General features: G+C 40.9%; 15 protein-coding genes. 13 read left to right on the forward strand and 2 right to left on the reverse strand.

Features of this window, described 5'->3' with window-relative positions:
• The first annotated feature begins 13 nt into the window (after positions 1-13).
• Positions 14-1,072, forward strand: a complete 1,059-nt coding sequence (locus AB986_RS12310; protein WP_048311436.1) for an NAD(P)H-dependent flavin oxidoreductase — start codon at positions 14-16, stop codon at positions 1,070-1,072.
• A 123-nt stretch (positions 1,073-1,195) separates the two neighbouring features.
• Here AB986_RS12310 and AB986_RS22085 read toward each other — a convergent pair whose 3' ends face one another.
• Positions 1,196-1,366 (reverse strand): Fur-regulated basic protein FbpA, encoded by a 171-nt coding sequence (locus tag AB986_RS22085; RefSeq protein ID WP_152670987.1) that lies wholly within the window; start codon positions 1,364-1,366, stop codon positions 1,196-1,198.
• A gap of 322 nt (positions 1,367-1,688) precedes the next feature.
• On the opposite strand from AB986_RS22085, the gene AB986_RS12315 reads away from it, so the two are divergent.
• Positions 1,689-2,123, forward strand: coding sequence for a bifunctional adenosylcobinamide kinase/adenosylcobinamide-phosphate guanylyltransferase (locus AB986_RS12315; protein WP_048311437.1), 435 nt, complete (start codon positions 1,689-1,691; stop codon positions 2,121-2,123).
• 86 nt (positions 2,124-2,209) lie between these two features.
• On the opposite strand, the gene AB986_RS22580 is transcribed toward AB986_RS12315, so the two are convergent.
• Positions 2,210-2,377, reverse strand: a complete 168-nt coding sequence (locus AB986_RS22580; protein WP_169749942.1) for a hypothetical protein — start codon at positions 2,375-2,377, stop codon at positions 2,210-2,212.
• Between the two features lie 392 nt (positions 2,378-2,769).
• Here AB986_RS22580 and AB986_RS21190 point away from each other — a divergent pair, with 392 nt between their 5' ends.
• The 11 genes from AB986_RS21190 to AB986_RS12370 all read left to right on the forward strand — a co-directional run bounded on the left by AB986_RS21190 (position 2,770) and on the right by AB986_RS12370 (position 14,930).
• A complete protein-coding gene (locus tag AB986_RS21190) occupies positions 2,770-4,164 on the forward strand; it encodes a cell wall-binding repeat-containing protein (protein WP_053216159.1) in 1,395 nt (464 codons plus the stop codon).
• A 328-nt stretch (positions 4,165-4,492) separates the two neighbouring features.
• Positions 4,493-5,245, forward strand: a complete 753-nt coding sequence (locus tag AB986_RS12325) for a YveK family protein (protein ID WP_048311438.1) — start codon at positions 4,493-4,495, stop codon at positions 5,243-5,245.
• Entirely contained in the window at positions 5,235-5,927 is a 693-nt protein-coding gene (locus AB986_RS12330) for a CpsD/CapB family tyrosine-protein kinase (protein WP_321212258.1), read from the forward strand. Before AB986_RS12325 ends, AB986_RS12330 begins: the two co-directional genes overlap by 11 nt.
• A gap of 98 nt (positions 5,928-6,025) precedes the next feature.
• Positions 6,026-7,405 carry a sugar phosphate nucleotidyltransferase gene (locus AB986_RS12335; protein ID WP_048311439.1) on the forward strand — a complete coding sequence of 460 codons (1,380 nt, stop codon included), beginning with the start codon at positions 6,026-6,028 and terminating at the stop codon, positions 7,403-7,405.
• 88 nt (positions 7,406-7,493) lie between these two features.
• The gene (locus tag AB986_RS12340) at positions 7,494-8,180 is read left to right on the forward strand and encodes a sugar transferase (protein WP_048311440.1); all 687 of its coding nucleotides are present in this window, start codon (positions 7,494-7,496) and stop codon (positions 8,178-8,180) included.
• 57 nt (positions 8,181-8,237) lie between these two features.
• Positions 8,238-8,990, forward strand: coding sequence for a sugar phosphate nucleotidyltransferase (locus tag AB986_RS12345; RefSeq protein WP_048311441.1), 753 nt, complete (start codon positions 8,238-8,240; stop codon positions 8,988-8,990).
• Between the two features lie 80 nt (positions 8,991-9,070).
• Positions 9,071-9,976, forward strand: a complete 906-nt coding sequence (gene rfbD / locus AB986_RS12350) for a dTDP-4-dehydrorhamnose reductase (RefSeq protein ID WP_053216160.1) — start codon at positions 9,071-9,073, stop codon at positions 9,974-9,976.
• Positions 9,960-10,916, forward strand: coding sequence for a glycosyltransferase family 2 protein (locus tag AB986_RS12355; RefSeq protein ID WP_084006543.1), 957 nt, complete (start codon positions 9,960-9,962; stop codon positions 10,914-10,916). Before rfbD ends, AB986_RS12355 begins: the two co-directional genes overlap by 17 nt.
• Before the next feature lie 32 nt (positions 10,917-10,948).
• Positions 10,949-12,253, forward strand: a complete 1,305-nt coding sequence (locus AB986_RS12360) for a glycosyl hydrolase family 28-related protein (protein WP_048311442.1) — start codon at positions 10,949-10,951, stop codon at positions 12,251-12,253.
• A gap of 197 nt (positions 12,254-12,450) precedes the next feature.
• Entirely contained in the window at positions 12,451-13,740 is a 1,290-nt protein-coding gene (locus AB986_RS12365; RefSeq protein WP_048311443.1) for a hypothetical protein, read from the forward strand.
• 5 nt (positions 13,741-13,745) lie between these two features.
• Positions 13,746-14,930: a glycosyltransferase family 4 protein gene (locus AB986_RS12370; protein ID WP_048311444.1), complete on the forward strand. Its 1,185-nt coding sequence runs from the start codon at positions 13,746-13,748 to the stop codon at positions 14,928-14,930.
• Positions 14,931-14,945 lie beyond the last annotated feature (15 nt).

Here is a 14,945-nt window from a genome sequence, read left to right on the forward strand (position 1 = left end):
TAGGAGGAATGGTATGTGGAATAAAACAGTACTATCACAACTTCTACAAATCGAGTATCCAATCATTCAAGCACCAATGGCTGGAGGACCAACAACTCCTCAACTAGTCTCAGAAGTAAGCAATTCGGGCGGTCTTGGAATGATTGGGGCGGGCTACTTAAGCGCAGATCAAGTAAGAACAGTGATTCAAGAAGTTCATCAACAAACAAAGCTTCCATTCGGAGTGAACTTGTTTGTAGTGGAAGAACAGGAAATCTCAGAAAGTGATTTACATAAAAGTTTCGATGCACTAGAGCCCATACGTAAGGCATTAAAAATACCGAATGAAGTACCAGATGTAAAAGCTTCCTTAACTATCGAACGACATGTGGAAGTCATTATTGAAGAAGGTGTTTCAGTGTGTTCCTTTACGTTTGGTATTCCTCCTCAATCGATCATCACTCGTCTAAAAGAAAACAACATCATCGTTATCGGCACAGCAACGACGGTTGAAGAAGCGATAGCAGTGGAAAGAGCTGGCATGGATGCGGTAGTCGCTCAGGGAAGTGAAGCAGGAGGTCATCGTGGATCATTCTTAGGAGAGAGCAAAGGTGGTCTCATTGGAACGATGGCCCTGGTCCCTCAAATCGTCGATCATGTAAAGATTCCAGTCATCGCTTCCGGCGGAATTATGGATGCAAGAGGTTTCGCGTCATCTAGTATGTTAGGTGCAGAAGGCGTACAAATGGGTACGGTTTTTCTAACAACTGTCGAGAGTGGGGCACATGATCTTCACAAGAAAGCAATTATGAATGCCACCAAAGAGAATACCGTTATAACCAAATCCTTTTCAGGAAAAGAAGCAAGAGGAATGGAGAATAACTTTATTCGTCTCATGAATGATAATGCCTTTATTGCACCATATCCTATTCAAAACACCCTAACAAAACCAATCAGAAAAGAATCAGCTAACCAGGGGAATGCAGACTATATGTCACTCTGGGCAGGACAAGGAACGCGATTGAATAAGGAGATGACTGTTAAGGAGCTTTTTGAAGAGCTAGTATCTGAGATTGATAAAAAATTGAAGTGATGAATTAATATATTTATAAGAGTAATAAGAGGGGTCAGGCACGTGCCTGACCCCCTAAAAAGACAAAAAGCGCTTAAAATCCGTCTCAGACGGACTTCGAGCGCTTTTCTATTTATTTTTCAATTAGTGTACGTGTACTTGTTTACGATTCTCATTAGCATACATCTTCTCAAGCTCAGTTAGAGTGAGCTCGTGAAGCTTTGTTAGATCATTTCGATTGTCTGGTGAATTCAGTAGCTTACGAATGAGGTAGGTGCGTCGATCGGTCATGCCTTTACGGAGCAGTTCGCCCATGTTTACACAACCTCCTTCCATTACAATCACGTTCTACTCTAGCATAACGTGTTTTGATGCTATTGTGTGTTAAGACTTTGTGAAGAATGTAACAAGGGGTCAGACCCCTGTCTGACCCCACCCACAAAAAACCGCTCCTTCACAATCAAGAAGGAAAAACACACGATAACCTTGAATGTCATAAGCAATATTGATTTTCACAGGTTCTCCGTTATTTCTTCGTAGCAACTACAAATGAAGCGGTCGTACTAGTACTGTCTCATTCCGAATGGTTTAGGAACGGAATTAAATTAGAAGAGGATGAACGAAGGAGAGAGATGCGATGCACTTCGTTACAGGAGGCGCCAATAACGGCAAAGCAAAATGGGTGAAGTCGTTCTATGGATTAACGGAAATTCACTATTGGAAATCGCCAAGCGATAAACCGAAGATCCCAATTGATGTTAGTCGATTCTATGGAAATGTAGTCGTTCTTGAAAGGATGGAGGAATGGATTAAAGGTCTTACTGAAGACGCAAGTCTTGAAGAATGCCGAGCGATCTGGCGTTCATTATTAGGCATTTGGCAGTCGTGGGAAAGTGAAAATAAAGAAAGAACCGTTGTAATTATCGGGACCGATATTACGAAGGGGATTGTCCCATTAGAAAGGGAAGAACGCGACTGGCGGGACTTAACAGGTTGGGCTTATCAAGATCTGACAGAGGCCGCAGATCGAGTTGATGTCATTTGGTATGGATTGAATCAGCAGTTGAAGTAAGAAAGGGGGGCAGGCACGTGCCTGACCCCCTACAAAGACAAAAACAGCGCAAAGTCCGCCTCAGGCGGACTTTGCGCTTCTCTATTTTACAGCACTAATTTACGCTTTAGATCCCTTGCATACACACGTTCAAGCTCTGTTAGTGTAAGCAAATGAAGTTGAGTGAGGTCTTTTCTGTTGTCAGGTGAGTTTAATAGCTTGCGAATAAGGTAGGTTCTACGATCAGTAATCCTTTTACGAAGCAATACGCCCATTTAACAAACCTCCTTCCTTTGTTAGGATTTTCGCTCATATCGTGCTGTATGTGTATGTGTACCTTCAAGATGTAAACAAATTGTGAAGGTGTTTTAAATGTGAATAGAGAGTCACAACCGTATCTTTTCTTACTGAGTTCCTCAATTTAGCACAGTTCAAACCAAAAGGAACAGTTTGAACTGTAGTAAAAAAGTAGGTAGGGGTCTGACCCCTCTCTGACCCCTCTCAAAACATCTCCATTTTCCGACAAAATCTTCCTATAGCGCTTACACCCATTTCTATATATAATCATCTTAGTGTGAAAAAATGGAAGGGTGATGAAGGAGCAGGGGGACGTGCTCGATAACGGATGTGTACTAGAAAATTAGAATGATAGGGGAAAACGAAAAGAATGAAAAAAGCATTCGCTATGTTATCTACAGTAATCCTTGCAGGAAGCTTGATTGGTGCTCCTGCTGCTTCAGCCAATAACCAGGACGCTTTTGCCAAAAAAGCGCAGAACATTTCAATGAACGGCTATGATGAGTTTGGCTTTTTTAATGAGGTAGAACCAAACAATAGTTTTGCTCAGGCGAACAAGCTACAAAATGGTGATTTCGCATCAGGTAAACTAACAAACAATGATAAAGACTATTATAAGCTCGTAGTTGATGCGGATAAGGAAGTTTTCTTAGACCTTATTGCTGGAACTGATGAAGAGAAACCATCTTTAAAACTTCAGGTTGATGTGTATAACAGTTCTCAGAAAAAGATCACACCAGATTTTACGGATAAAGATGGTGGTTTCTACGCTAGTTTCGATGCCCTTGCACCAGGAACCTATTATTTCGTCGTATCTGATACAGCTAATAAAAACAACGGCGTTGAGTACTTTTTCACAGCATCTGCCTACACAGGTGAACCAGAAATCACTCGTATCGAAGGCCTAGATCGCTACGAAACAGCAGTTGAAATCGCGAAAGCTGGCTTTGAAGAAGGAAATACACCTGAAGTGGTTCTCGCAACAGGACTCGATTTCCCTGATGCCCTTGCAGGAGCGCCCCTTGCCTATCAAATGGATGCACCGATTCTATTAACGAAAACAAAATCAATTCCTGATTCTGTGAAAAAGGCGTTAACTTACTTCGGAGTCGAGCACGTGACGATCCTTGGTGGACAATCTGTTGTTACGAAAGACGTTGAAACCCAGCTTAAGAAAATGAACATTACATTCGACCGCATCGCTGGTGCGAATCGTTATGACACAGCTGCGAAAATTGCTGCTGAATTAGAGCCATGGAGTGACACAGCGTTCGTAACATACGGTGGTAACTTCCCAGACGCCCTATCAGTCGCTTCCATCGCTGCTTCCCAAGGTAGCCCAATTCTTCTAACAAAAACAAAAGAGCTTCCAGCTGAAACAGCTAAGGCTTTGAAGAACTACAACGATACGTATGCAATTGGTGGAACAGCAGTAATAAGTGATACTGTTTACAAAAAACTCCCTAACCGTAAGCGTATTGCTGGAAAAGACCGCTACGATACATCTGTACAAGTTGTAAAGCAGCTTGATGTCCCAGTATTCGGAGCAACTCTCGCAACAGGTCAAGGCTTTGCTGACGCATTAACAGGTTCAGTACTCGCAGCAAACTGGTACGAGCCAGTTGTCTTAACGAGAAAAGACAGCCTCCCGGATCCAGCAGCTACACTCTTCCAAGATAACGAAACAATGTACTACACGATTCTTGGTGGAAAGAGCGCAGTTGGTGACGGGGTAGAAGAAGATATTAGAATGTTGTTTGAATAAAAGACTTAAGAGGGATCAGACACGTGTCTGATCCCTCTTTCTTTTTAATTTCCCACAAAAAGTCAAAACGGAAGACTTTATAAGGAAATTAAAGTAAAATAGAGTGTGAATTGAGATAATCGCAGTTCCCCTTAGAAATTTAAACTTGTATTTTGTATAGAATACACTATAATAACATTAAGTTCATTAAAAAGAACAGATAGGTATTTTATAAAGTATTTGGGGGAGTTATAGATAGCAAAAGAGTCAGTATTGTTGTTTATCTAGGTGTTCGTTTTAAAGTACAGACGAATTCCTACAAGTCTAATTCATTGGGATGGAGGCTGTAATGGAAGAGAAATTGAATTTAAGAGATTTGTATAAGATGGTTAAAAAGAATTTGGTTATGATTGTTCTTATTGCAATTGTAGCAATGGTCATTAGTGGTGTTGTTTCGAAGTATGCCATAACGCCTGTTTACCAATCTTCAACGCAAATTCTTGTGAATCAAGCTGACTCAGATAACATTTTCGATGTGAACGTAGTGAAATCTAACATTGAATTGATTAATACGTATAGCGTCATCATTAAAAGTCCTCTAATCCTTGAAAAGGTGATTACTGAACTTGATCTGAATCGTGATTTCGATACGATTTATGAGCAGGTTACAGTAAGCAGTCAGGAAAATTCTCAGGTAGTTGTTGTCACTGTAGAAGATGAAGATCCAAAAACAGCAGTGAACATCTCAAATTCAATTACGAAAGTATTTGAAGATCAAATTAAGAAATTCATGAAGGTGGATAACGTTAATGTCCTGTATCCTGCAAAGTTAAAAGCAGATCCGAAACCAATTAAACCTCAACCACTCCTGAATATTATTGTCGCAGGACTTGCTGGTGCTTTTATTGGAATTGGCATTGCCTTTACGAGAGAGTATTTTGATAATACGATCAAAACAGAAGCAGATATTGAGAGCAAACTTGGGCTACCGACCCTTGGTGCAATTACAAAGATTAAAGAAACCACAACACCTCAACAAATAGCCCAAATGAAAACGAAAGCAAAGAAAAAAGAAGTAGGAGGGAAGATGATTGGCTCTTAATAAACCGAAGATGAAAAGAAACCAAATGTTGGTCACCCACCTTAATCCGAAGTCTCCTGTAGCTGAGCAATATCGAACGATTCGCACAAACATTCAATTTGCTTCGATCAATGAACAAATCCAAACGTATATGGTAACCTCTCCAATGGCTGGAGAAGGGAAGACAACAACGATTACGAATCTTGCTGTTGTGATGGCTCAACAGGAGAAGAAAGTGTTGATTATTGATGCTGATACGAGAAAGCCTTCTGTGCATTACGCTTTCCAACGAAATAACATCAAAGGCGTTACAAATGTCTTAACCGGTCAACTTTCTTTAAAAGGAGCCGTTATTCCAACAGCAGTGCCAAATCTCGATATTCTAGCAAGCGGTCCAATTCCACCAAATCCATCTGAGTTACTTGCTTCTCCACAAATGGAGCAACTTCTGAAAGAAGCCTGTCGACACTACGATATTGTTCTTGTTGACACTCCGCCTGTTCTTATTGTTTCCGATGCACAAATCATGGCAAACCGTTGCCAAGGCTCGATTCTAGTCGTGAATAGCGGTAAAACGGAGTCTGACTCTGCTAATCAAGCGAAGGACGCCCTCATTCATGCGAAGGCGAAGTTATTAGGTGTCGTTCTAAATCGCAAGAACAAACGTCGAGATAAAACATTCTATTACTACGGACGTCAGTAGCAACGTTCTTTCTTTTGGTGATATCGTTCTTTTTAAAGAACTTTGTCGAATCATAAAAAGAACGATTGATATATTCCAACATCGAAAGGGTTGAGATTATGAAGCTTGTGTTGTTATCTGGAGGATCGGGTAAGCGATTATGGCCACTATCGAATGATTCACGCTCGAAACAATTCCTTAAAGTGCTGAAGAATGAACATGGAGAAATGGAATCAATGGTTCAGCGTGTTTGGAAACAGCTTAAAGCCGTTGATCTAGACCAATCCGCTTTCGTAGCAACGAGCAAAAGTCAGGTTGATATGATTCAGAACCAACTTGGGGGGGAGGTTCCTCTCATCATTGAGCCGGAACGGAGAGACACGTTTCCTGCAATTGCTCTAGCAGCAACCTATTTATATTCAATGGCTGGTGCTAGTTTAAATGAGGTCATTGGCGTTCTTCCAGTTGATCCTTATGTGCACAATAATTTTTTCAAGAAAGTAAAGGAACTGGAAGACGTATTGATGACATCTGATGCTGATCTTGCCTTGCTTGGGGTGGAGCCTACATATCCTTCTTCAAAGTATGGATATATCATTCCAGAGCTCCCACAGCATCCTGGAACAAGCGGACTCACTGTTAGTCATTTTAAAGAAAAACCGAGCGAAGAGGATGCAGAAGGATTAATGAAACAGAAAGCACTGTGGAATTGTGGTGTATTTGCTTTCAAACTCGATTACATCATCAATTTACTTGTTCAGAAAGGGTTACCGATTCATTATGAAGAGTTAACCAAGCAATACGGGCGCTTAATGAAAACAAGCTTTGATTATGAAGTTGTGGAGAAAACAAAGAAAATTGTAGCTCTACCTTATGCAGGGAGCTGGAAGGACCTTGGAACGTGGAATACGCTCACAGAAGAAATGTCGACTACGCAGATTGGCAAAGGAAAGCTCTGTGACAAGTCAACAAACACCCACATCATTAATGAGCTTGATATTCCTGTCACCGTCCTTGGCATTGAAAACGCAGTTGTAGCCGTTAGTCCAGATGGAATTCTTGTAACGGATAAACAGTCGAGTCCAAATGTGAAGAATCTCATTAAAGATCTTGTGCAACGACCAATGTTTGAAGAACGAAGGTGGGGCTGGTACAGAGTACTCGATCATGTTAAATATGCTGAAGGTGATGAAGTTCTTACGAAGCGAATCGGAGTATTCAAAGGTAAGAACATTAGCTACCAGCTTCATACGAGACGAAGTGAAGTGTGGACAATTCTTAAAGGCGAAGGACTGTTTGCACTAAATGGTGAAATTCGATTTGTTAAAGCGGGCGATGTTCTGCAAGTACCAGTTGGTAGCAAGCATGGAATCAAAGCATTGACTGACCTAGAATTAATTGAAGTTCAGACCGGGTCAGAGCTAATTGAAGGAGATATTGAGCGTTTTTTCCTTACATGGGATGAGATTGAGGCTCACTGTGCCTTTGCGAGTAAATAAAAGATATTGCACCCTATCGTTCTTTAATAAGAACGAATCCAAGGCTAACGAGACAGAATAATAATAACGATTGGAGGATGATGGTTCAGTGTCAAAGTCTAATTTAGAGATAGAAGCAGTTAAATCATATCCAGCTTCCGAACCGGTAACTCCAAGTCAATTATCAGCTGGATACTATGCAGCCAAGCGCGTAATGGATATTGTAGCTGCCCTGATAGCCCTTCTTCTTCTCTCTCCTCTAATGGCTATCATAATGGTCATCTCTATCTTTGACAGAGGTCCAATTTTCTTTAAACAGCAGCGGTTTGGGAAGGACGGCGTGCCTTTCTCTATTTACAAATTCCGTTCAATGGTAACTGATGCAGAACAAGTATTGAAGAAGGATGAGACGCTTTACCAGAAATACGTCACCAATAACTTTAAGCTCGAACCTGATGAAGATCCCCGTATTACGAAATTGGGACGTTTTCTTAGAAAAACGAGCTTAGATGAAATCCCTCAATTAATCAATGTGTTAAAAGGCGACATGAGTCTTGTTGGTCCTAGACCAATTGTGAACGAAGAGCTTCAGCAATACGGAAACAAACAAAGAGTCTTTCTTTCAGTCAAGCCAGGTATGACCGGATACTGGCAAATAAGTGGAAGAAGTGCAGTTGGTTATCCAGAGCGTATTGATGTGGAACTATTCTATGTGTACAACCAGTCGATCAAGATGGATATCAAAATTATCATTGGAACGTTTTCGGCAGTATTGAAAAAGAGAGGTGCTTACTAAGGAACGGAATGCTTCTCATTTAGCGAGAGGCAAATTTGAAATGGGGGATGGATCGTTATGAAAGGAATTATTCTAGCTGGAGGAACTGGTTCACGTCTTTACCCGTTAACGAAAGTGACGAATAAACACTTATTACCCGTTGGGAAATTTCCTATGATCTATCATTCGATTTACAAGCTGAAAGAAGCTGGAATCGAAGACATCTTAATCGTTACGGGACGAGAGCATATGGGTGATGTGGTGAATTTACTTGGGAGCGGGGCAGAATTTGATGTTAGCTTAACGTATCGCGTTCAAGATGAAGCAGGTGGAATTGCGGAAGCATTAGGTTTGGCGAAGACATTTACTCATCATGAACCGATGGTCGTGATCCTTGGAGATAATATATTTCAAGATAATATTGCTCCTTATGTTGAGAGTTATAAAGATCAGGGTCTTGGCGCAAAGCTGTTGGTTTCAGAAGTAGATGATCCTGAACGCTTTGGCGTCCCTGAAATCGTTGGAGACTTTATCGTTTCAATTGAAGAGAAACCACTGGTTCCGAAATCTCGTTATGCTGTGACTGGGATTTATATGTTCGATTCAACTGTGTTCGATATCATCGATACGCTAATTCCATCGGCGAGAGGGGAGCTTGAAATTACGGATGTAAACAATGCGTATATTGCAAAGGGAGCTCTAACCTTTAATAAGCTCGAAGGATATTGGACAGATGCTGGTACACACTCCTCACTTGCAAGAGCGAACCTCCTTGTTCAGGATATTGATTTTAGCCCACTATTTAGTAAAGAAACTGCTCTTATTAAATAAGGATAACGGAGGAATAGCAAGATGAGACTATGGAGCGCGAAGGTTGGCCACCAAACGGTCATTTTCAGTGATTGCGTCCAATGGTGATGGAGTCTAGAGGTGGTGCAACCAAGGAAGCCAACTCGATTACAAAGAAGCTGATGATTATTGGAGCTGGTGGTCAGGTAGGATTAGAGTTTGTTCGATTGCTGAAAGGGTCATCGCATCAGGTTTTTTCGTATACAAGGGAAGATCTCGATATCACTGATTATGAGAAAGTTTCGAACCTACTTAATCACGTCAGACCCGATGTGATTGTAAACTGTGCAGCTTTTACAAGTGTTGACGAAGCGGAGAGGGAACAAGATCGTGCATTCCAAATAAATGCTCATGCTACGAAATGGTTGGCTGAGGAGACAAGGCGCATTAATGCAAGCCTTGTCTTTCTTAGTACAAACTATGTGTTCAATGGGGAAGCGGATCTACCATACTCAGAAGATGATAGAGAAGATCCGATCAATGCATATGGACGTAGCAAACTAGCAGGAGAAGAATTCGTTCGGCAAACATTGAACAACTATTTCATTATCCGAACGTCTTGGGTGTACGGATGGTCAGGACAGAACTATTTCTTGAACTTCCTAGATGCGACGGAAACGAAAGAGACAATTGGGGTTGTGGATGTTCAAATAAGTAGCCCGACCTATACGGAAGATCTCGTTCATATCGTTATGAAACTGGTTGAGACAGATCAGTTTGGAACCTACCATGTAACAAATAGAGGTTCTTGCTCACGATATGAATTTGCTAAAGCCATTTTGGATATAGGGGCAATAAGTTCGAAGCTAGAGAAGATTGCGCCAGACTATCAAATGGCAAGCAGACCGGCATATTCCGTACTAAAACATAAGCGGCTGAATCAGGCAGGCATGACACCGCGACATTGGAAAGAAGCGTTAGTCGCCTGTATGACAGTTGAAAGTGAGGATCATGATGGTGAATTCTAAAAAGCGCTCTGTGGCGATTATTCTATTAAATTGGAATAGCTACGATGATACATCTCAATGCCTCTTGTCTCTAGGGGAGCTGAAGTATGACCCGTTTCATGTGTACATTGTTGATAATCAATCGGGTGATGATTCTTATCAGAAACTTATAAACGACTATGATGCAGGGGCATATCCAATCGGTGTTACGTTTATTCAGTCTGGCGGGAACCTCGGATTTGCTGGAGGGAACAACAAAGGAATCAAGCAAGCTTATGAAGATGGCCATGATTATATTTGGCTACTAAATAACGATACAACAATTGATTCGAATGCTCTGCATCCACTAGTAGAGGTTATTGATCGAGATGAAAAGGTGGGGATTGTCGGTTCGAAGATTTACTTCTCAGATACAGGATTGCTTTGGTTCGCTGGAGGCGAAGTGAACTGTTATTCTGGTTCAACTCATCATATTGGATATAAAGAAAGAGACATAGGGCAATATGATGAGATTAAGAGTGTGAAATACATTGTAGGCTGCAGCCTCCTATTCAGAAGAGAACTGGTTGAATCGGTCGGTTATCTTGAGGAAGATTATTTTCTATATTACGAAGACACCGATTGGAACATTCGAGCTGGGAGGTTAGGTTGGAAGATTCTCTACGTTCCAGATTCAATTGTTTACCATAAGATATCCAGTGCGTCTTCTTCAAGAGAAGTAGCGCCATTTTTTGCGTATTACAACATCCGAAATGCATACCTCATGATTTTAAGGAATGAGGGGAGAGGCCTTGCTAGAATTAGTGCATTTATGAATGTTCTCTGGCGGGTGTTTGAGTACCATGTACGGGTTGTTGTGAAGAATCAGGATAGCAAGAGACGGCGTAGCAATCTCATTATGTTAGGGGCGCTTGATGGCTTTCGTGAACGATCCGGTAAAAAAGAATTTCAGATAAAATAGGAGAACGGCAGTGGAGAGGAGCACCGGGATTAATGAAGAAACTGTTAATTGCAAGTGTTATCGCCTTTATGCTTGTTGTAGCTGGGTTAGTCTTTATTCAATTTGATGATGTTCAGCGTACGACACCTGTTAATGCGGATAATACTTCAGATGAGTTTGTTGAACCAGATCGAATCAATGTGAAGGAGTACGGTGCGAAAGGCGATGGCGTAACGGATGATACTGTAGCGATTAGAAAGGCTCTTAAAGATGGCGCGTATTTGTTTTTTCCTGCAGGAACGTATCTTGTGACACAATCCTTTGAAGTCGACAAACACAAAATTCATGGCTCAGGGATGGCGAATACAGTTATTATGAGCAATGCTGATGCGCCAATTTTTAAAGTCGTTGGATCAAATAGTGATATACGAGATCTAACACTTCAGTATGAGGATTGGTACCAGGACGAACATCCTGAGCGAAATGCGATTGTGTTTGAAGGTGAAGTTGGGCACTCGAGCTTTGAGAATCTTAAGCTCGTTTCAGTTTATCGCGGTTTCTATGTGCTGCCTTCTAGTAAAGAAACAAATCATGCGTTCTCATTAAATCTTCGTAATATTTATGTATTCAATTATGCAAAAAACGCTCTACATTTCGCCCCTTCTACAGGTGGTCTTTCGGGCAGCGTCATGGAGAACATTTATACTCATAACGGAACTCGCGACGATCGATACGAAGAGAAAGTGGTACCTTATTACTTTGATAATTTATCTGAGCTAACCCTTATCCAAGTTAATGCCGAGTGGTCAGATATCACGACAGCTTTTAGCTTGAATAACAGCAGAAATGTCGTCATTATAAGTCCTCATATTGAGGGAACCGATTTGTTTGAAGAAGGATCATATTTCGATATTCATAACTCTAACGTTAAAGTGATGGGAAATGATTTCATTAATAACGTGATTCATTCAGATAGCTCCATTTTTAGAGTGTATGGAAATTCCAACCTCTCTGTTGATGGTGTCCATACAAGGGACACAGTCCAGGAAGGTGGCACACTATCCATATTTGAAACGGTAGGGGAAGAAGACAATTCTGCAACTATCGAACGGTTCATTGGGGATGTGGAGAAGATAGGGGATTTTAATAAGTTAGTAAACAGTGATGGCACACCGATCCTCAAGCGATACAACGACCAGAATTTCTATGAGAAACTTGGTGTGCAGTATGAAAGTAAACTCCCTAATCCAACAGAGGAAATGCGAGGGAGGATCATCTTAATTCAGAACGGCCAAACAGATGAACTTTATATATGTATTAAAGAAGGATCCCTATACAAATGGAAAAAGATTGAGTAAGAAGTTCGTTCGATATAAAGTACATTTGGTTGATAATATAAGAATATGTGAGATAAAAGAAGGAAATGGCATGTTATTCCAACTAAATGGTCTTTTTTAATGGTTTGTCATTTATAACATTATTAGTATAATATGCGTAATCGTTCAATATAAAGAACAAAACAAGTGAGTTGCATGAATAAGAGGAGGCGAAGAAGATGGATATGCGTAGTGGTCTAACAATTGAACGTGTCTTGCTTCTTCTCTTCGTCATCCTCCTCGTTTTCTTCCAACGCCTTGGTGTTACAGTTAGTGGAATGGTTGTACCTCTTCTATTTTGTTTAGGATTGCCGATCATTCTCATCCTGTTTCTGTTTAATCGTTTAGTGTTAGATACTAAGAAGTTCTTTCTGTTCGTTATAGCGCTATGTTGTTTGTTACTATCGAGTGTCTATTCGATGTTTGCTACAACAAGCTTTAGTTTAACTTCTCTCTTGTTCTTACTAGCATTCTATCTGCCAATTATCTTTACATATAAAGATCAGCGGCATTTTCATTTTTTACTGAAGAGCTTTCAGGGAGTCGTTGTTGCCATTACACTAATTGGAATCTTCCAGTTTCTGTTTCAATTCGTAGGTGGATTTATTGATCCTTTCGAGAGCTTGCCACCAACCGTCATGCTTCAGGGCTACAATACACATATTCCACTCGTGTTCGGCTCACCAATTTTTAAATCGCATGGCATGTTTTTGTTGGAGCCATCATTCTATTCGAAATTTATTGCGACAGCGATCATCATTGAATTCTTCTATTTCAAACGTATGAAAATCATCATACTTTTCGTGATTGGGATCCTTTTTGGATTCTCTGGAACAGGATTCATCCTACTGTTACTAGCAGCACTTCCGATTCTATTTCAAATGAAAGCGAAACAGCTTGTACCGATCTTTATTCTATCTCTCGTTCCAATCTATTTCTTTCTAACGAGTGATTTTGGTGAATTAATGCTTGGAAGAGTCGGAGAGTTTACAAATCCTGAAAGCAGCGCTTATATTCGTTTTGTTGCGCCATATCTTGCTTACGGGGAGTTCTTTCAAACGCAACAACTATCGACCGTTCTATTTGGTATAGGACCAGGTACGTTAGATGCTTATGAAGGTGTCACGTACACGTTTGGTGAGAACAGTCCATTAAAGCAGGCTCATAGTCTAGCATTCATTAAGTTACTAATTGAGTACGGACTTCTCGGGGGAGCAGCTTTCAGCATTCTTATTACGTATTCATTCGTTGCAAATGCGCCGAACCGAGTCCTTTCGTTCTGTATGTTCGTGAATTATGCGATTCTCTCAGGAGCGTTACTTGAAGCGGTAACTTTCTATATGTGTTACATACTCATCATGATGTTTGCGACAGGTGAGAGTGTCCAAGAAGAGGTTGCTGTTCAGAAGAAGCCTCCTCCTCATCATCACTCACTCCAGCCACTCTATCTAATCGAACAAAGGAGGTAGTATATATGAAGATTATGGTTCATGATTACGGAGGTTACTCATTCCCCATTCAATTAAGCCGAGCACTTTCACAGCGAGGGCATGAAGTACGGCATGTGTTCTCTAAATCTGTTCTGTCGCCACAAGGCTCACTTCAGCGTAAAGAAGGAGATCCAGATCACCTATCATTTGAAGGAATTTCACTTTCCGCTGTTATTGAAAAACAGTCTTATCTTAAGAGGCGCCAGCAAGAAATCGAGTACGGTCGCCTGCTAGTTGAAGAAGTGAAAAGGTGGAAACCTGATGTTGTTCTTTCAGGAAATACACCACTGGATACACAGAAGCTTCTACTAAAGCAGTGCCATGCAACCGAAACAAAATTTATCTTCTGGATTCAGGATTTGTATGGAGTAGCGGTTGATCGGATTCTTCGCAAAAAAATCCCGGTCATTGGATCACTAATTGGTCGATACTATGTGAATCTAGAACGATCACTATTACGCAAAAGCAAAGAAATTGTACTCATCACTGAAGACTTTAAACAGCAAATGAAAGATTGGAAAGTACAGGAAGAGAATCTCCATGTGATTGAGAACTGGGCACCGATTGAAGATTTACCGCTCAGATCCAAAAGAAATGAGTGGTCAATCGAACATGGTCTTCACGAATCGAAATGCATTGTTTACTCTGGTACGCTCGGAATGAAACACAATCCTTCACTCCTTTTAGATCTAGCTGTTCGTTTTAAGGAACAAAGTGATGTGAAGGTTGTGGTTGTGTCTGAAGGTGCCGGTGCAGATTGGCTGAAACAGCAAAAAGAGAAGCTTGGTTTACAAAATCTTCTTATTCTCGGATTTCAGCCGTTTGATCAAGTTGCGAACGTGCTTGGTACAGCCGACTTACTTGTTGCTGTATTAGAGCCAGACGCAGGTGCATTCTCTGTTCCTTCTAAAGTCTTAACGTATCACTGCGCTGGAAAACCAATGCTGCTAAGCGTACCTCGTACAAATCTAGCAGCCAAAATCGTTACCCGACAAGAATCAGGTAAAGTGGTAGAACCATTCGAAGCAGATGAATTCGTGAAACAAGCAGAGCTCTTAATTTCAAATGACGTTGCTCTTAAGAAAATGGGCATAAACGCAAGAGCTTATGCAGAAGAAGCTTTTGACATTACACGGATCACAGACAAGTTTGAGTCAGTCATCGGATAGTATGATTTCAATCAG

This window comes from Guptibacillus hwajinpoensis, from assembly GCF_001039475.1.
Taxonomy (GTDB): domain Bacteria; phylum Bacillota; class Bacilli; order Bacillales; family Guptibacillaceae; genus Guptibacillus; species Guptibacillus hwajinpoensis.